Source organism: Streptomyces sp. NPDC017943, assembly GCF_044328425.1.
Taxonomy (GTDB): Bacteria; Actinomycetota; Actinomycetes; order Streptomycetales; family Streptomycetaceae; genus Streptomyces; species Streptomyces djakartensis_A.
In genome coordinates this window covers 90,549-107,962 of the sequence record NZ_JBIRHH010000006.1, presented here as the reverse complement: position 1 = coordinate 107,962, position 17,414 = coordinate 90,549, and the positions used below count along the sequence as shown (strand labels likewise).

The window sequence follows — 17,414 nt, the reverse complement described above, 5'->3', positions numbered from 1 at the left end:
GTGCGGCCGGTGTCCGGGGACATACCAGGGCGCATTCGGGGCGCAGCGGGCGCAACCAGGAGGGAGCGGCACGCCGTTCGCGGCGGCGGGAGGCACACGGCCCGCACGACCGCGCTCGCACCGCCCGCCTCCCTCGGCCGTGCGGCGCGTGCGTCTACGCCCCGGCCCGGCGAGCGCCCCGGCGCGGGCGGGCGGTCGCTACGGCGTCCTCACAGCACACCGGCCGTGCCGTTCGCGGGGTCGGCCGCGGCCAGGACCTGGAGCATCGTCATGGCCAGCTGGTCCTGGACGCCGGTGTCCGGCTCGGGCCGCGCGCGGCCGTCCGGGGTCCGCTCGCGGTGCAGGAGCCACAGGGTGAACGCGAGCGTGGAGACGTCCGTGCTCAGCGGGCGCAGCGCGGACTGCGTCCCGTCCGCGTGCAGGACCGCGCCCGTCCCTCCGTCGACGAGCAGGCTGTGGCCGCCGGGCAGGTGACCGAGCCGTATCAGGCGGGCGGCCCCGGCGGGCGGGCAGGCCGGGGCCGGGCAGTCGGCGTGGTACTCGGCCGGTGTCGCCGGCGGGGTGCCGGTGTCGAGGGAGAAGGCGTGCGCCTCCTCCGGCAGGCCGACCTCGCGCAGGAAGCGGCGGGTCGGCTCGTGGGTGAGGGCCGCGGGGAAGTCGACGTCCTCGAAGCGGACCACGCGACGGGGGCCGAACGCCTGGTCCAGCAGGCGGTGCGGGAGGTCCAGGGACAGCCCCGAACGGCCGTCCCGGCCGGCGGTCAGGGACAGGGGGCGGATCAGCGGCGCCATCGCCTGGAAGGGACCAGGCGCGCCGTCGTCCCCGTCGCGGAAGGCGGACAGCAGGAGCCGGGACGCCTCGGCCACCGCCGCCGGGCCGTGGCGGCCGACGCAGGAGGCGAACTGGGCGCGCAGACCCGCCAGTTCGTCCGTGGCCTCGGCGAAGCGCACCAGCGTCCGCAGCGACGGGGCCAGGGGGCGGCTGTCCGGCAGGGCGGGGTGGTCGTGCAGGAAGTGCGCGGAGGCCCCGCCCGTCGCTCCGGCCGGGAGCACGGACTCCGTCACCGGACCACCGGGGACCGGCAGTCGTCCTGTCGGCACGTGCTCGCGCGGCCCGGGCGGCAGGAGTCCGCCGAGGTCCTCCGCCGGGTCGGCGACCAGGCCGAGCCAGTGCCGCGCCGGTGGGTGCGCCACCCACGGATCCAGCCCGGCCCCGGTGAGCGTGATCGTCACGGAACCGGCGTCCGTCGTCCTCATGATGTCCCCCGCATGCGCTCGCCCGCCGTCCCCCACAGGAGGCACGGCGAACCGCCCCGGCCCGGTCCCGCAGCCGCCCCCCACTGACCGGAACACTACGCGTCACCACTGACAACGCCCCGGAACAGCGACGCGCCCGCGAGCCGGGCGCGCGGCACGTACGACCCGTCACCTCTCAGGACGCACGAAACACCCGCGCACGTTGCCTCCCCGCCACGATCACCGGGCGGCGGCTGCCGGCACGGCCGGTGCACCGGTCCCCCCCGGGGGGCGGGGAATGCCCGGGGTGACGGCCGGGGGGCCGGCGGACTCAGGTGCGGTCCGTGACCACCGCGGCCTGCGGGCGGATCGGCAGGCGGTTGACCGGGCGGCCGGTCGCGGCGCGCACGGCGGAGGCGACGGCGGCCGGGGACGCCACCACCGGCACCGCACTGACCGCCTTCGCGCCGAACGGCGCCACCACGTCCCGCTCCTCGACCAGCCGGACGATGCGGATGTCGGGCGCGTCCAGTGCCGTGGGCAGGGCGTACCCGGTCAGGTCGGGGTGGCGGATCAGGCCGCGGGGGGTGCGCAGGTTCTCGGTGAGCGCGATGCCCACGCCCTGGGTGACGCCCGCCTCGATCCGGGCGGCCAGCTGCGCGGGGTTGAGGACCCGGCCCACGTCCTGGGCGACGGCCAGTTCGACGACCCGTACGGAGCCGATCTCGATGTCGACGTCGACCACCGCGCGGATCGCGCAGAAGGCCATGCCGACGAACGCGTCGCCCTGCCCGGCCTCGTTCAGCGGCTCGGTGGGGTGCGGGCGGCACTGGGCGGTGGCCCACAGTTCCTTGCCGTCCAGCGCCTCGGTGACGGTCGTGGACAGCACACCGTCGTACGAGGTGATCTTGCCGTCGGTGATCTGGAGCAGCTCCGTCGACATGCCGAACTTGTGGGCGAGCGGCTGGAGGAGCTGGGTGCGGACCATCTTGGCCGCGCGCTCCACCGCCCCGCCCGACACCCAGGTGTGCCGGCCGCGGCAGCCCGCGCCCGCCGGGGGCTGGTCGGTGTCGACGGGCGCCACGTGCACCTCGTCGACGCCGAGGGTCTCCTGGACGATCTGCCGGGCCAGGGTGGTGAAGCCCTGCCCCGTCTCGACGGCGGCGCACAGCACCGTCGCCACGCCATCGTGGACCTTCACGGTCGCCGTGGAGACCTCGTCCGCGCCCTCCGCGCCGAGCATGTGCACCATGCCCACGCCGTAGCCGACGCCCCGGCGCACGGCGCCCGGTTCGCCCGCGCCCTCGGGGCCGCCGGGCAGCAGCCACTCGTCCTCGGGGGTGTCCTTGGGCAGCGCCGGCAGCGGGAAGTCCCGCACGGCCTGGAGGAGTTCGGCGACCGGGGCCGGGCAGGTGACCGTCTGGCCCGTCGGCAGGACGTCGCCGGTGGCCAGGGCGTTGCGCAGGCGCACCTCGGCCGGGTCGAGGCCCAGCTTCTTGGCGATCTTGTCCATCTGCGCCTCGTAGGCGGCGCAGACCTGCATGGCGCCCTCGCCGCGCACATGCCCGGACGGGGGGTTGTTCGTGCGGACGGCCCAGCCCTCGATGAAGGCGTTCGGCACGACGTACGGGCCGCAGGCGAAGGCGACCGCGGCGGCCAGGGCGTCGGCGGAGGTGTCGGCGTAGGCGCCCGCGTCGAGGAGGATCTGCGCCTCGACCTTGACGAGCCGGCCCTCGCCGTCGGCGTGGTGGCGGTAGCGCAGGAGCGTGGGGTGGCGGTGGGTGTGCCCGAGGAAGGACTCCTCGCGCGTGGCGGTGAGCTTCACCGGGCAGCCGGTGCGCAGCGCGAGCAGGCCGAGCGGGAGCTGGAAGCCCCGGTCCTCGCGGTCGGCCGTGGCGCCGGGGACGCCGGTGACGACGACCTTGACGCGCTCGGGTTCCAGGCCGAACGCGGCGGCGGCCGCGTCGCGGTCGGCGTGCGGGTCGGTGGAGACCAGGTACAGCTCCACACCGCCGTCCGGGCGCGGTACGGCCAGGCCCGCCTCGGCGCCGATGGGGGCCGGGTCCTGGCGGCCGATGCGGTACAGGCCCTCGACGACGACCTCGCCGGCCGCCTCGGGGTCGCCGTGGTGCAGCGGGATGTGCCGGATCAGGTTGCCGTCGGGGTGCAGCGGCTCGGCCTCGAAGGCCTGTTCCGGGTCGGTGACCGGGTCGAGCACCTCGTACTCGACGATGACGGCGGAGGCCGCCATGCGCGCGGTGTCCGGGTGGTCGGCGGCGACGGCGGCGATGGGCTCGCCGTGGTGGCGCACCACCTCGGAGGCGAAGACCGGGCGGTCGGCCGTGCCGCGGCCGTGCAGCGGCCTGCCGGGGACGTCCTCGTGGGTGACGACGGCGCGCACACCGGGCATCTCGCGCGCGTGGGTGGTGTCGACGGACACGATGCGCGCGTGCGGGTGCGGTGAGCGCAGCACGGCCGCCCACAGCAGGCCCTCGGCCCACAGGTCGGCGGCGTACGGGAAGGTGCCCTCGGTCTTGGCGCGGGCGTCGGCGGCCGGGAGGGAGGCGCCCAGGCCGTGCGGCAGGGGCTCGGGGGCGGGGGGCGCCTCCGCGGCCTGCGCGGTGCCTGCTTCGTTGCTCACGCGGGGCCTCCGTCCTGACCGTAGGGCTGGTCGTGCGGTTCCGAGGGGTGCGGTCCGGGCGCGTGCGGTTGCGGGGGCGCTCCGAAGGCGGAGGCGTTCACGCCACCGGCGCCGGGGCCGGCCTGGTGCGGGATGCGGGCCTGGTCGCCGTCCGCCTCGGCGGGCGCGGCGAGCGCCTCGCGTTCGGCGACGACCTCCTTGACGGCCTCCACCACGCCCCGGTAGCCGGAGCAGCGGCACAGGTTGCCGCACAGCGCCTGGCGGGTCTCCAGCTCGGTGGGGGCCGGGTTGCCCTCCAGCAGGTCGTGCACGGTCATCGCCATGCCGGGGATGCAGAAGCCGCACTGCACGGCGCCGCAGCGCGCGAGCGCCCGCTGCACGTCCGACGGCTGCCCGTCCTCGGCCAGCCCCTCGACGGTACGGACCTCGCTGCCGGCGGCGGTCACGGCGGGGACCAGGCAGGAGGCGACGAGACGCCCGTCCACCTGGACGTTGCACGCCCCGCACTCGCCCTGCGAGCAGCCGTCCTTGGCGCCCGCGAGTCCGAGCCGCTCGCGCAGCACGTACAGCAGGGACTCGCCGATCCAGGCCTCGGTGACGGGGCGGTCGGCGCCGTTGACGCGCAGGACGAACGAGGCGAGGGGGTGTTCCTCCTGCGGGGCGGTGGCGGACTCGCCCGGCGCACCGGTCTCGTGCGCTCCCGTGGGGCCGGCCTCTTCGGGGGCCGGGCCGTCCGGGGCGCCGTCCCCGGCGGGGTCGGGTGCGCCGTCCTGCGCGGGAGAGGTGCCGGCGGTCGGCTCCGCGGCGCCGTCGGCGCTCTCGGGGGCCTCCGAGGCGTCCTCGGCGCGGGCGGGGGGCTCCGCGGTGCCGGGAGCGTGCTCCGCGGCCTCCTGGGCGCCCTGGGGCCCCTCGGCGTCCTGCGGGCTCTCCGGGTCCGGGGCCGGGCCGGGGCCGTCCGACGCCTCGGGAGCGTGACCGGGCCGATCCTGCCCGGGCGTCCCGGTCTCGGCATCGGCATCGGCATCGGCATCGGGAAATGTCCCGCGTGCGGCGTCGTCCGGCGCGTGGGTGTGCGGTCCGAACGGCCCGTGGGCCGCCGCGTCCGCACCGTGGCCTTCGGGACGGGACGGCTGCCCTGCGGTCCCGTGCCCGGGGCCCGGGGCTTCGGCGCCCGGCTCGTCCGGCGCGTGGCCGGTGCCGTCGGCGGGCCCGGCGTCCCGGGTCCGCGGCGCGTACCCGGAGGGGCCGTGCGGGTCGCCGGGGTGCCCGTGCCCGTCCTCGGCGGTCTGCGTCCCGTGGGGCGCGGCGGCGCCGCTCTCCCGGTGCTCCACGGGAGCCGTGCGACCTCCGTGGAAGGCCGCGTGCGGGTCCGGGGAGCCGGTGAGGTCCTCGTCCGGGGCGGTGTGCGTCCCGTGCGGCGCGGCAAGGTCCTGCGGCAGCCGCGCGTGGCCTCCGCGCGCGCCCGCGTGACCGCCGTGGGTGCCACCGGAGTGGTTCGCGTGGTCGCCGTCGTCCCCGCGATGCCCCGCCGGTCCCGGCAGGTTCGCGTCGGGCCGCTCTTCCGGGGTGTGGTCCGGCGCGACGCCGTGCTCCGGCGCGGTGCCGTGGTCCGCTCCCGGCTGTCCCGGTCCGGCCAGGGCCTGCTGTCCCCACGGCTGTCCCGCGGCCTGGGTCGCCCAGGGGGCGGGCGCGCCGCCCGGCAGGGTCGCCGGCGGTTCGGCTCCCCACTGCTCGACCAGCGAGGAGGTCGTGAACTCGCCCGATTCGTCCGGCAGGTCGCCCTGGGCGACGGGGATGGACCACTGCCCGGTCACGTCGTGGCCGGGTGCCGGCCCGTCCGTGCCGGGCTCCTCGTAGGCCCACTGACCGGTGCTGCCCGGCTCGTACGTGAACCGGTCGTCGCCGTGCTGCCCGGTGCCGTGCTGTCCCGCGCCGGGGTCGTAGGGCGCCGCGGAGGCGTACGGCGCCGGGGACCCGTAGGGCGTCTGCGTGCCGTAGGACGGGTCGGGGCCGTAGGGCGGCTCCGGTACGTCGTGGCCCTGCTGCCCGGGGGCCGCGTGGGGCTCGTGCCACTGCGCCCCGTCGGCGGGCCCGCCCGGCACCGGCCAGCTGCCGGTGGCCGCCGGGTCGGTGCCGGCCGTCGTCGCGGGGCTGACCGTTATCTGCGGCGGTACGTACCCGTGGCCGGGCGCGGCGAGCGGGCTGTCGGCGGCCAGCAGGGCGTCGACGCCCCCCTCGGGGAGCTCGACGAAGGCGGTGGCGCCGTCGTCGTACTCGCCCTGGGGCAGTGGGTCCCAGCGGCCTCCGCCGCGGGGCGTGCCCTCTCCGTGCCGGTCGTCGCTCACGACAGCGCCCTCCCCAGTGCTCGTCGGGCCAGCGCGGCGACGGTGCGCCGCAGGTGCAGTACGGCGGGCGGGAGCTGCGGTACGGAACCGTCCTCGCCCGGGGCCGCGTCGGGGATGCAGGCCGCGGCGACGTACTCCCCGAAGGCGTTCAGGGCCTCCGGGACGAGTGCGCGGTTGTTGTCCCAGTCGATGAGGGAGCCGACCCACTGCTCGGCCTCCAGGGGCCGCAGCGGCATCGGCGCTATGGCACCCACCGCGCAGCGCACGCCCCGGCGCGCGGGGTCCAGGACCACGGCCACCGACGCGACCGCGCGGCCCGGGCCGGTGCGGCCGGTGGCCTTCAGGAAGACCTGGGGGGCGTGCAGCAGCGGCACGCGCACGTAGCCGATGAGTTCACCGGCGCGCAGCATGTCCACCCCGGCGAGCAGGTGGGAGACGGGGATCTCCCGGCGGGCGCCGGCCGGGCCCGCGATGATCAGGGTCGCCTCCAGGGCGGCCAGCACCGGCAGGGCGTCGCCCGTGGGGGCGGCCGAGGCGATGTTGCCGCCGAGGGTGCCCGCGTTGCGGATGTGCGGCGGTCCGGCGGCGCGCGCGGCGGCGGCGAGCGCCGGGATGAGCGCCGCGAAGTCGGGGCGGCCCATGCGCGCGTGCGTGAGGCCCGCGCCGAGCAGCGCGTGGCCGTCCAGGTACTGCCAGCCGCGGATCTCGCTGATCCGGCCGAGGCCCACGAGCGCGGCGGGCCTGAGCTGCCCGGAGTTGACGGCGGCCATCAGGTCGGTGCCGCCGGCCACGGGCACGGCTGCGGGCACGGCGGTGAGCGCCGCCACGGCCTCGTCCAGCGTCGTGGGCAGCGTGACGGCCTGCGCCGCCTGCGGTGCGTGCGTGGTCAAACCGGCTGCCCCTTCCCGCTGCCCCACTGGTCCCACCTGTGCTGCCGTACGGTACGTGCTGACAGGGCGGACGTGGCAACTCTGGCACATCTTGGCGAGCGCCGAAGACACGGGTCCCGTAGGAGGCATTCGCCCACCTCACCGGCGACATGGTCCGTTTTCGCACAGGTTCGCCAGTGCGTGACGATTGGCACTTTCGGTGACCCTTGTGCGCTTTTTCCGGGGCCTGTTCGACCTGTTCGGTCGCCGTGACGGGCTGTTACCGGTTCGGCGGAGGGCCGTCGGCCGGACGGCCGAGCACCCCGGGGCGCCGCTGCCAGGGCAGCGGACCGGAGGGCGGCCGGTAGGCGACGCCCAGGGCGTCCAGCCGCCGGTAGTGGGCGGCCATCCGGCGGTCGAAGGCGGCGAAGTCCCGTTCCGCCGGGGCCGGCAGGTCACTCCAGGCGACCTCGGCGAAGGCCGCGAGCCGGGGGAACGCCTGGTAGTCGACGCGTCCCTGGTCCTCCATCACCTCCGTCCACAGGTTGGCCTGGGTGCCCAGCACGTGCCGGGCCTCCTCGGGCGTCAGCTCCGGGGGAACGGGCTCGAACCGGTAGACGTCCTCCAGGGTGCGCACCCACCCGATCGGTACCGGCTCCTCGGGGCCCGGGTCCTGACGGTGGTCCAGATACACCTGCTGCTCGGGGCACATGACGACGTCGTGGCCCGCGCGGGCGGCGGCGATGCCCCCGGCGTAGCCCCGCCAGGAGGACACGGCCGCGCCCTTCGCCAGGCCGCCCTCCAGGATCTCGTCCCAGCCGATCAGCCGCCGCCCACGCGCGGTGAGCCACGCGTCGAAGTGCCCGACGAACCAGGACTGGAGCGCGTCCTCGTCCGCGAGCCCGAGGTCCCTGATGCGCGCCTGGGCGGTGGCCGAGCGCCGCCACTGCTCCTTGGGGCACTCGTCGCCGCCGATGTGGACGAACCGCGAGGGGAACAGCTCCAGCACCTCCTCGAGGACGCCCTCGTAGAAGCGCAGGGTGGTGTCGGTGGGGGCGAGTACGTTCGGGTTGACCCCCCAGGTGTCCCAGACGGAGAGGGCGGTGGTGTCGACGACGTCGGTGTTGCCCAGCTCCGGATAGGCGGCGATGGCGGCCTGGGAGTGTCCGGGCACGTCGATCTCGGGGACGACAGTGATGTGCCGCTCGGCGGCGTAGGCGACGATCTCGCGGATGTCGTCCTGGGTGTAGTAGCCGCCGTGCGGCTTGTCCTCCCACAGCGGCGAGGCCCGGTGGCCGGTTTTGGTGCGCGCCCGCCAGGAGCCGACCTCGGTGAGCCGCGGGTGGCGCCGGATCTCGACGCGCCAGCCCTGGTCGTCCGTCAGATGGAAGTGGAAGACGTTGAGTTTGTGCGCCGCCATCAGGTCGAGGTAGCGCAGGACGCCTTCCTTGGGCAGGAAGTGCCGGGCGACGTCGAGCATCAGGCCGCGCCAGGCGAAGCGCGGCGCGTCCTCGACCGTCACGTGCGGGACGGCCCAGACGCGGTCGCGGTCGACGGGGGCCCGGCGGTAGGCGTCGGGGCCGAGGAGCTGACGCAGCGTCTGGGCGCCCCAGAGGACACCGGCCGGGCCGCCGCCCTCGACGAGGACGCCGTCGCCGTCGCTGACGAGGCGGTACTCCTCGGGGCCGAGCCCGGGCCGCAGCCGCAGCCGCAGCCGGATGTCGTCGCCGGTCGCCGCGGTGCCGTCGCCCTCGCGCAGCGGCAGGCCGGTGGCCTGCCGGAGGGCGCCGCCCAGCAGGCGTGCGACGCCCTCGACGGGCGCTTCGGCGTGCAGGCGGGAGTCCGGCGTCAGCCGCACCTCGCCGCCACCCGGGGTGAGGGCGCGGGGGGCCGGGATCAGGTCGCTCATGTCAGTCCTTCACCGCGCCGCCCAGTCCGGAGACCAGGCGCCGCTGTACGAGTACGAAGAAGACCAGCACGGGGATCGTCATCACCGTGGAGGCGGCCATGACACCGCCCCAGTCGGGATCGTCGGGCTTGTAGAACACCAGCAGGGCCATCGGCAGGGTCGACTGCGACGTGTCGCTGATGATGAACGACTTGGCGAAGAGGAAGTCGTTCCACGCGGAGATGAACGAGAACACGCTGGTGGCCACGAGGCCGGGCAGGACGAGCGGGAAGAGGATCTGCCAGAGGAACCGCGCCCGGCTCGCGCCGTCGAGGTACGCGGCCTCCTCCAGCGCGTCGGGGACGGCCTTCACGAACCCGCGCAGCATCCAGATCGCGAAGGGCAGCGAGAAGGCGATGTGCGGCAGGATCAGCGCCCCGAGGGTGTTGAGCTGGCCGGCGTCCCGCATGAGGAAGAACAGGGGGATGGTGAGGGCCTCCACGGGCACCATCTGCGCCACCAGGAACATGATCAGCAACGTGGTGCGCATCCGGAACCGGAAGCGCGTCACGGCGGTCGCGGCGAGGAAGGCGATGAGCGCGGAGGCCAGCACCACGCAGCCCGCGACGAGCAGGCTGTTGAGGAAGTAGCGGCCGAATTCCTGCTGCCCGAAGACCCTGCGGAAGGAGTCCGCGGAGGGCGCGAGGGTCCAGGGCCGGGGCTCGCTCGACTCGATCTCCCCGGCCGGTTTGAAGGCGCTGAGCACCATCCAGTACAGCGGGAACGCGACGACGACGGCGATCAGCAGGGCCGAGGCCTCGGCGGCCAGGCGTCCGGGCCGGCGCACCAGGGCGCGTGCACGGTTCACAGTTCCTCCCCCTGCCGGCGCAGCAGCCGCAGGTACACGAGCGTGACGGCGAGCAGGATCAGCAGCATCACGACGCCGATCGCGGAGCCGAGGCCGTACTGCGAGGACGCGAACGCCTGCTGGTAGGCGTAGACGTTGAGGACGAGGTTCTGGCCGGCGATGCCTCCCCCGCCCGTCATGACGTAGATCTGGGTGAAGACCTTGAAGTCCCAGATGACCGACTGGATGGTGACGACGACCAGGATCGGGCGCAGCATCGGGGCGAGCACGGACCGCCAGATGCGCCACTGCGAGGCCCCGTCCAGGGAGGCGGCCTCCAGCACCTCGCCGGGCACCGCGCGGATGCCCGCGTAGACGGTCACCATCACGAACGGGAAGGAGCACCACACCACTTCGAGCAGCACCAGGAAGAAGGCGCTGAGGCGGCCGTAGGTCCAGGAGTGGTCGCCGAGGCCCAGCAGCCGGTTCACCGGGCCGAAGTCCGGGTCGAACAGGAACAGCCAGACCGTGGAGCCGGTCACGGCCGGGGTCGCCCAGGCGCCCATGGCGGCCAGCATCAGCGCGAGCCGGGGCACGGCCCGCACCCGGGTGAGGAGCACGGCGAGGGCGCAGCCGACGGCGAGGGTGGAGACGACGCAGGCCGCCGCGAACAGCACGGTGGCGAGCAGCACCTGCCAGAACTGCGGGTCGCCGAACAGCTCGGCATAGTTCCCGAGGCCCTGGAAGGTGGCCGGCTCCCCGCCGCTGACCTGTGCCTGGGTGTACTCGAAGACGGAGATCAGGCCGAGTTGGTAGATCGGGTAGACCAGCAGCCCGCCCAGTACGACGAGCGCGGGCGCGAGGTAGAGCCACGGGGTCCAGCCGCCGGAGACCCGCCCGGTGCCACCGGCCCCGCCGCGGTGCGCGCCGGGCCGTCCGGGCGGGCCGCCGGCCTTGCGGGCGGCGGGCACGCCCGGGGGCGCCTGCCCGGAGCCGAGGGCGGCCCCGGGTCGCGCCACGCCGGGCTGCCGCCGCACCCCGGCGACCCCGCCCACCGCACCTGCGGGCCCGCTCGGCGGGTTCGTGCTGCCGGGCTCCGCCGTTTCCGTGCGGTCGTCCATGCGGCTCACCCCGCGGAGCCGAACGCGGTGTTCATCTTCTTCGCGGCGTCGGCGGAGGCCTTGGCCACGCCCTTCCTGCCGCTGACGACCTCCTGGAACATCGTCGGCAGGACGAGCGAGGAGTCGATCTGCGCCCAGGCGGGCGAGGCGGGCACGAACCTGGTGCCGGCCGAGAGGGTCCGCACGAACGGCTTGACGAAGGGCTCCTCGGCGGCGGCCCGCCGGCGGACGTCCGTGAAGGTGGGCAGGAAGCCCATCGCGTCGAAGAGTTCGGTCTGGGTCTTCTTGCCGGCGAGCCGCTTCATCAGGTCGACGGCGAGCGTGCGGTGGGAGGTGCTCTTCAGGACACCGATGTTGTTGCCGCCCGCGAAGGCCGGGGCGATCGAGCCCGGCTTCACCCCGGGCAGCGGGACGACGGCGTACTTGCCCTTGACCTTGCCCGCCTCGACGGCGGCGTGGCTGAAGTCGCCGCCGATGGCCATGCCCGCCTTGCCCGCGGCGAACGCGGTGACCGTGTCGTTGCCGCCCATGCCCGCGCACTTGGCCGCCGGGCAGTTGTCGTCGCCGAACAGGGACGTGTACGCCTTGATGCCCTTGCGCGCCGCGGCGCTGTCGATGCCGGAGGCGTACGAACCGGCCTTGCCGGTGGCGAGTTCACCGCCGTGGGCCCAGACGAAGGGCATCGCGCCGTAGGTGTAGGCCCCGCCGACGGCCAGACCGTACAGCCCGGGTTTCGCGGCGCGGATCTCGCGGGCGGTGGTGGCCAGTTCGGCCATCGACGTCGGCGGCTCCAGGCCGAGTTCGCCGAAGACGTCCGTGCGGTAGTACAGGGCGCGTACGCCGACGTAGAGGGGGGCGCCGTAGACCTTGCCGTCCACCGTGACGGACTGCTTCGCGGTGGGGTCGGTGTCCTTGGTCTCGGCCCACGCGCCGAACTCCCCGGTGACGTCGAGGAGTCCGCCGTCCTTCACATAGCCGGCCGTGTCGGTGTTGCCGAACTCCATCACGTCGGGCGCGGAGGACGGGTCGTTGAAGGCGGCCTTGACGCGCTGGGCGCGGGTCTCGACGGGGATGTACTCCACGTCGACCCGCGTGCCCTCGTGCTTCTTCTCGAAGTCGGCGACGAGCGCGTCGACGACCTTCTCCTTGGGGGCGTTGCCGACCTCCTGGAAGAGCCACACACGCAGCGTGCCGCTCTTCTCGTCCTTGTCGGAGGAGGCGTTGTCTGAGGTTTGGGGCGCGCAGGCAGCGGCCGCGAGGGCGACGAGCGCGGTGAGACCGGCGATACGGACGGACAGCTTCATGGAGTGCTCCTCCGCGGGAGTGTTGCAACATGCGCAATGATGGTTTCGCTGTGCACAACACCACGGAGGCTAGGGACTTCATGAACACGCCCACAAGAGGTCTCAACCACTCTGTGACCGGCGGACGCACCCCGTGCAACGCCCGGTCAGCACAAAGGCCCCCAGGGCGCGCAAAACGCACCCTGAGGGCCTGAGGCCGGGAAGAGCGGGACTACTTGTCGCCCTTGCCCTTGTCGTCGCCACCGCCGGAGCCCATGGACTCGTAGATCTCCTTGCACATGGGGCACACCGGGTACTTCTTCGGATCGCGGCCCGGCACCCAGACCTTGCCGCACAGCGCCACGACGGGGGTGCCGTCGAGCGCGCTCGCCATGATCTTGTCCTTCTGGACGTAGTGGGCGAAGCGCTCGTGGTCACCGTCACCGGAGGAGGTCTGCGGCGTCGGCTCTACGAGGGTCCCCGTACCAGTCCCGCGCTCGGGCTCGAGAGTGCTCATAGGCCCAAGGGTACTGAAGGTCACACGCATCAGTTGAGCGAAGGGTCGTCCGGGTACGTGGCCACCATCGCCAGGTCGCTGCGCTGGCGCCGCAGCACCTCGCGCCACAGCCGCTCGGGAGACGGGCTGGAGACGTCGCCGGGCTCCGACTCGACCACGTACCAGGCCCCCTCGACCAGCTCGTCCTCCAGCTGGCCCGGGCCCCAGCCCGCGTACCCGGCGAAGATCCGCAGGGAGCCGAGCGCCGAGGCCAGCAGTTCGGGCGGCGCCTCCAGGTCGACCAGCCCGATCGCACCGTGCACCCGGCGCCACCCGAGCGGGGCGGCCTCGCCGGAGGCGCCGCCCGGGACGACGGCGACCCCGAGGGCCGAGTCCAGGGACACCGGGCCGCCCTGGAAGACGACCCCGGGCTCGACCGCGAGGTCCCCCCAGCCGTCCAGGATGTCGCCCACGTCCACCGGGGTGGGGCGGTTGAGGACGACGCCGAGGGAGCCCTCCTCGTCGTGGTCGAGGAGCAGCACCACCGCACGGTCGAAGTTCGGGTCCGCCAGGGCGGGGGTGGCCACGAGCAACCGCCCTGTGAGCGAGGACACCTCGGTCATGCCAGACATGATCCCGCATCTTGCCTTTCCGTGGGGAGGCAATGCGGCACCGGGAGGCAGCGCAGCTCAGGGCGCACCGGTGCACCCCGCGCGCACGGATGTGATCGTGACCAGGTGTGGTCGGCACGGAACGGTTCGTGTTGTGACAGACCTATGACGCGGCTGGGTCCTCCTCGGGCTTACAGAAGGGGGGTCAAGGGCGATTACCCTTTCCCTCCTGGCCCCTGCCCGACTCCATGGAACGCGAGATTCATGACCGTCAACGACGATGTCCTGCTTGTCCACGGCGGAACCCCGCTGGAGGGCGAGATCCGTGTCCGCGGTGCGAAGAATCTCGTACCGAAGGCCATGGTCGCAGCGCTGCTGGGCAGCGCTCCGAGCCGGCTGCGCAATGTCCCGGACATCCGCGACGTGCGGGTGGTTCGGGGTCTGCTGCAGCTGCACGGTGTGACGGTCCGTCCGGGTGAGGAGCCCGGCGAACTGGTGATGGACCCGACGCGCGTGGAGAGCGCCAACGTCGCCGACATCGATGCCCACGCCGGTTCGAGCCGTATCCCGATCCTGTTCTGCGGTCCGCTGCTGCACCGCCTCGGCCACGCCTTCATCCCGGGCCTCGGCGGCTGCGACATCGGCGGCCGGCCCATCGACTTCCACTTCGAGGTGCTGCGGCAGTTCGGCGCGAAGATCGAGAAGCGGGCGGACGGCCAGTACCTGGAGGCTCCGCGGCGGCTGCGCGGCACCAAGATCCAGCTGCCCTACCCGTCCGTCGGCGCGACCGAGCAGGTGCTGCTGACGGCCGTCCTCGCCGAGGGCGTCACCGAGCTCTCGAACGCGGCCGTAGAGCCGGAGATCGAGGACCTCATCTGCGTCCTGCAGAAGATGGGCGCCATCATCGCGATGGACACCGACCGGACGATCCGCATCACCGGTGTGGACCAGCTCGGCGGCTACAACCACCGCGCCCTGCCGGACCGCCTGGAGGCCGCGTCCTGGGCGTCGGCGGCCCTGGCGACCGAGGGCAACATCTACGTCCGCGGCGCGCAGCAGCGCTCGATGATGACGTTCCTGAACACCTACCGGAAGGTGGGGGGTGCCTTCGAGATCGACGACGAGGGCATCCGCTTCTGGCACCCCGGCGGGCAGCTCAAGTCCATCGCGCTGGAGACGGACGTCCACCCGGGCTTCCAGACCGACTGGCAGCAGCCGCTGGTGGTCGCGCTGACCCAGGCCACGGGCCTGTCCATCATCCACGAGACGGTCTACGAGTCCCGCCTCGGCTTCACGTCCGCGCTGAACCAGATGGGCGCGCACATCCAGCTCTACCGCGAGTGCCTGGGCGGCTCGGACTGCCGCTTCGGCCAGCGCAACTTCCTGCACTCGGCGGTCGTCTCCGGCCCGACCAGGCTGCAGGGCGCCGACCTGGTCATCCCCGACCTGCGCGGCGGTTTCTCGTACCTCATCGCGGCCCTCGCGGCCCAGGGCACCTCCCGGGTCCACGGCATCGGCCTGATCAACCGCGGCTACGAGAACTTCATGGAGAAGCTCGTCGAGCTCGGCGCCAAGGTCGAGCTGCCGGGCAAGGCGCTCGGCTAGGTCCCACGACCGCCGCAACGCCGAGGGGCGGTCACCTGGAGTCCAGGTGACCGCCCCTCGGCGTTGTCATGCGGCTCTCGGTGGGCCCGTGCCCTCAGGGGGCGCGGGAACTGCGCGACCGGCCACGGCCGGCCCGCAGTCGCCCACGGCGCTCGCGACGGAACGCCTACTTGCCCTTGGCCGCTTCCTTGAGCTTCGAGCCCGCGGAGACCTTCACGCTGTAGCCGGCGGGGATCTGGATGGGCTCGCCGGTCTGCGGGTTGCGGGCGGTGCGAGCGGCACGGTGGGTGCGCTCGAAGGTCAGGAAGCCGGGGATGGTGACCTTCTCGTCGCCCTTGGAGACGATGTCGCCGACGACGTCGGCGAACGCGGCCAGCACGGCGTCGGCGTCCTTGCGGGTCACCTCGGCGCGGTCGGCCAGCGCGGCCACCAGCTCACTGCGGTTCATGTTGTTACTCCCGTGTTCATCTTGCCGTTGAGGCGTCAGATCGAAGCCGATGCTGCCAGGGTCCTCCATGAGTCCCCGGACCCGGGTCCGTCGTCAGACCCTCGCGCCCAGAGACGCATCCTGCCTCTACCTGCGGCGGGAAAGCCAATCCGGCACCCGCAGGAGTCGTGGGAACACCCTTGGGAGTCACACGAAAAGAGGGCCTGAGCCTGGCGCCACGATAACTCCGCCGCTGACGGGGATCGTGCGACGCGCCGCGCTCCCGGCGGCCGTGGGGTTACTCACAGTCCGGGGGCGCCCCGCCCCCGGACCGCGACAGCGCACCGAGGAGTACCCCGGCGGTGCTCCGTCAAACGCCGGACGTGCTGCCCGCCGTCGCGCCCACGGCCTTGGCGGCCTCGCGCACGGCCCCGGCGACCGCGCCGGCGACCTTGTCGTTGAAGACGCTCGGAATGATGTAGTTCGGGTTCAGCTCGTCCTCGGTCACCACGTCGGCCAGGGCCTTCGCGGCGGCGAGCATCATCTCCGTGTTGACGGTGCGGGACTGCGCGTCCAGCAGGCCGCGGAAGACGCCCGGGAAGACCAGCACGTTGTTGATCTGGTTCGGGAAGTCGGAGCGCCCCGTCGCGACGACGGCGGCCGTCTGGCGGGCGATCGCCGGGTCGACCTCCGGGTCCGGGTTCGCGAGCGCGAACACGATGGCCCCTTCGGCCATGGCGGCCACGTCGGCGCCGTCCAGGACGTTCGGGGCGGAGACGCCGATGAAGACGTCCGCGCCGCGCACGGCCTCCTTGAGCGTGCCCGTGAGGCCCTCGGGGTTGGTGTTGTCGGCGATCCAGCGCAGCGCCGAGTCCGGGGCGGCGTCCACCAGGTCCTCGCGGCCCGCGTGCACCACGCCGTGGATGTCCGCCACGACGGCGTTCTTGACGCCCGCGGCGAGCAGCAGCTTCAGGATGGCCGTACCGGCGGCGCCCGCGCCGGACATGACGACGCGGATGTTCTCGATCGCCTTGCCGGTGACACGCAGGGCGTTGGTCAGCGCGGCGAGGACGACGATCGCGGTGCCGTGCTGGTCGTCGTGGAAGACGGGGATGTCGAGGGCCTCGCGCAGCCGGGCCTCGATCTCGAAGCAGCGGGGCGCCGAGATGTCCTCCAGGTTGATGCCCGCGAAGCCCGGGGCGATGGCCTTGACGATCTCGACGATGGCGTCGGTGTCCTGCGTGTCGAGGCAGATCGGCCAGGCGTCGATGCCGGCGAACCGCTTGAAGAGGGCGGCCTTGCCCTCCATGACGGGCAGTGCGGCCTTGGGGCCGATGTTGCCCAGGCCCAGCACGGCCGAGCCGTCCGTCACGACCGCAACGGAGTTGCGCTTGATGGTGAGGCGGCGGGCGTCCTCGGGGTTCTCGGCGATCGCCATGCAGACGCGGGCCACACCGGGGGTGTAGACCATGGACAGGTCGTCGCGGTTGCGGATGGGGTGCTTGGACGCCATCTCGATCTTGCCGCCGAGGTGCATGAGGAAGGTCCGGTCGGAGACCTTGCCGAGCGTGACGCCCTCGATGCCGCGCAACTCCTCCACGATCTCGTCCGCGTGGGACGTGGAGGACGCCGCGATGGTGACGTCGATCCGGAGCTTCTCGTGGCCGGAAGCGGTGACGTCGAGGCCGGTCACCGAGCCTCCGGAGGACTCCACGGCGGTGGTGAGCTGCGAGACGGCCGTTCCGCTCGCGGGCACCTCCAGCCGGACCGTCATCGAGTAGGAGACGCTGGGCGCCGTTGCCATGGCCGACTTCCTCTGCTTTCACCTGACGCTGTTTTGTGCCGTCCGATCGTCGCACCTACCGCTGAGTAGCGGGTAGCCGGGCCGTATTGCGAACGTTTTGTTCGCGGAATCGGCAGGCAGAAAGAGACCCACGTCACGTGGACGTGGGTCTCTTTCTCTCGTCAGTGGCACCGACCCGCCATGCTCGCCTCGCGGCAAGTGGTCGCTCGTAGCGACGAAGGTTGGGCCCGGGGGCTTGGATC

The 17,414-nt window shown here is 73.5% G+C and carries 13 protein-coding genes; 1 reads left to right on the top strand and 12 read right to left on the bottom strand.

The window, feature by feature from the left end; translation table 11 throughout:
• Positions 1-209 precede the first annotated feature (209 nt).
• The 10 genes from ACH4C6_RS20460 to ACH4C6_RS20415 all read right to left on the bottom strand — a co-directional run bounded on the left by ACH4C6_RS20460 (position 210) and on the right by ACH4C6_RS20415 (position 13,348).
• A complete protein-coding gene (locus tag ACH4C6_RS20460; RefSeq protein ID WP_398110009.1) occupies positions 210-1,256 on the bottom strand; it encodes an SUKH-4 family immunity protein in 1,047 nt (348 codons plus the stop codon).
• Between the two features lie 310 nt (positions 1,257-1,566).
• Positions 1,567-3,876: a xanthine dehydrogenase family protein molybdopterin-binding subunit gene (locus ACH4C6_RS20455; RefSeq protein ID WP_398110008.1), complete on the bottom strand. Its 2,310-nt coding sequence runs from the start codon at positions 3,874-3,876 to the stop codon at positions 1,567-1,569.
• Positions 3,873-6,221 carry a 2Fe-2S iron-sulfur cluster-binding protein gene (locus ACH4C6_RS20450; protein WP_398110007.1) on the bottom strand — a complete coding sequence of 783 codons (2,349 nt, stop codon included), beginning with the start codon at positions 6,219-6,221 and terminating at the stop codon, positions 3,873-3,875. The genes ACH4C6_RS20455 and ACH4C6_RS20450 overlap by 4 nt, the downstream gene beginning before the upstream one ends.
• Positions 6,218-7,111 (bottom strand): FAD binding domain-containing protein, encoded by an 894-nt coding sequence (locus ACH4C6_RS20445; RefSeq protein WP_398110006.1) that lies wholly within the window; start codon positions 7,109-7,111, stop codon positions 6,218-6,220. The genes ACH4C6_RS20450 and ACH4C6_RS20445 overlap by 4 nt, the downstream gene beginning before the upstream one ends.
• Before the next feature lie 259 nt (positions 7,112-7,370).
• A complete protein-coding gene (locus ACH4C6_RS20440; RefSeq protein ID WP_398110005.1) occupies positions 7,371-8,999 on the bottom strand; it encodes a beta-N-acetylhexosaminidase in 1,629 nt (542 codons plus the stop codon).
• A gap of 1 nt (position 9,000) precedes the next feature.
• Positions 9,001-9,846 carry a carbohydrate ABC transporter permease gene (locus tag ACH4C6_RS20435; RefSeq protein ID WP_398110004.1) on the bottom strand — a complete coding sequence of 282 codons (846 nt, stop codon included), beginning with the start codon at positions 9,844-9,846 and terminating at the stop codon, positions 9,001-9,003.
• The gene (locus tag ACH4C6_RS20430) at positions 9,843-10,946 is read right to left on the bottom strand and encodes a carbohydrate ABC transporter permease (RefSeq protein WP_398110003.1); all 1,104 of its coding nucleotides are present in this window, start codon (positions 10,944-10,946) and stop codon (positions 9,843-9,845) included. The genes ACH4C6_RS20435 and ACH4C6_RS20430 overlap by 4 nt, the downstream gene beginning before the upstream one ends.
• A gap of 5 nt (positions 10,947-10,951) precedes the next feature.
• On the bottom strand, positions 10,952-12,250 hold the full coding sequence (locus ACH4C6_RS20425) for an extracellular solute-binding protein (RefSeq protein ID WP_398110002.1): 1,299 nt from the start codon (positions 12,248-12,250) through the stop codon (positions 10,952-10,954).
• Between the two features lie 211 nt (positions 12,251-12,461).
• On the bottom strand, positions 12,462-12,746 hold the full coding sequence (locus tag ACH4C6_RS20420) for a DUF3039 domain-containing protein (RefSeq protein ID WP_369196426.1): 285 nt from the start codon (positions 12,744-12,746) through the stop codon (positions 12,462-12,464).
• A gap of 29 nt (positions 12,747-12,775) precedes the next feature.
• A complete protein-coding gene (locus ACH4C6_RS20415) occupies positions 12,776-13,348 on the bottom strand; it encodes a YqgE/AlgH family protein (protein WP_333933620.1) in 573 nt (190 codons plus the stop codon).
• Positions 13,349-13,600: 252 nt separating this feature from the next.
• Between ACH4C6_RS20415 and murA the strand changes: the two genes are divergently transcribed.
• A complete protein-coding gene (murA, locus tag ACH4C6_RS20410; protein ID WP_398110001.1) occupies positions 13,601-14,941 on the top strand; it encodes a UDP-N-acetylglucosamine 1-carboxyvinyltransferase in 1,341 nt (446 codons plus the stop codon).
• A gap of 166 nt (positions 14,942-15,107) precedes the next feature.
• Here murA and ACH4C6_RS20405 read toward each other — a convergent pair whose 3' ends face one another.
• Positions 15,108-15,389, bottom strand: coding sequence for an HU family DNA-binding protein (locus ACH4C6_RS20405; RefSeq protein ID WP_003990598.1), 282 nt, complete (start codon positions 15,387-15,389; stop codon positions 15,108-15,110).
• 349 nt (positions 15,390-15,738) lie between these two features.
• Positions 15,739-17,172, bottom strand: coding sequence for an NAD-dependent malic enzyme (locus ACH4C6_RS20400; RefSeq protein ID WP_398110000.1), 1,434 nt, complete (start codon positions 17,170-17,172; stop codon positions 15,739-15,741).
• Between the last annotated feature and the right edge of the window lie 242 nt (positions 17,173-17,414).

Excerpts from the sequence above, each read along its gene's own strand:
- ACH4C6_RS20430 (WP_398110003.1), bottom strand. The coding sequence starts at position 10,946 with ATGGACGACCGCACGGAAACGGCGGAGCCCGGCAGCACGAACCCGCCG.
- ACH4C6_RS20460 (WP_398110009.1), bottom strand. The coding sequence starts at position 1,256 with ATGAGGACGACGGACGCCGGTTCCGTGACGATCACGCTCACCGGGGCC.
- ACH4C6_RS20400 (WP_398110000.1), bottom strand. The coding sequence starts at position 17,172 with ATGGCAACGGCGCCCAGCGTCTCCTACTCGATGACGGTCCGGCTGGAG.
- ACH4C6_RS20420 (WP_369196426.1), bottom strand. The coding sequence starts at position 12,746 with ATGAGCACTCTCGAGCCCGAGCGCGGGACTGGTACGGGGACCCTCGTA.
- ACH4C6_RS20425 (WP_398110002.1), bottom strand. The coding sequence starts at position 12,250 with ATGAAGCTGTCCGTCCGTATCGCCGGTCTCACCGCGCTCGTCGCCCTC.
- ACH4C6_RS20440 (WP_398110005.1), bottom strand. The coding sequence starts at position 8,999 with ATGAGCGACCTGATCCCGGCCCCCCGCGCCCTCACCCCGGGTGGCGGC.
- ACH4C6_RS20415 (WP_333933620.1), bottom strand. The coding sequence starts at position 13,348 with ATGACCGAGGTGTCCTCGCTCACAGGGCGGTTGCTCGTGGCCACCCCC.
- ACH4C6_RS20405 (WP_003990598.1), bottom strand. The coding sequence starts at position 15,389 with ATGAACCGCAGTGAGCTGGTGGCCGCGCTGGCCGACCGCGCCGAGGTG.
- murA (WP_398110001.1), top strand. The coding sequence starts at position 13,601 with ATGACCGTCAACGACGATGTCCTGCTTGTCCACGGCGGAACCCCGCTG.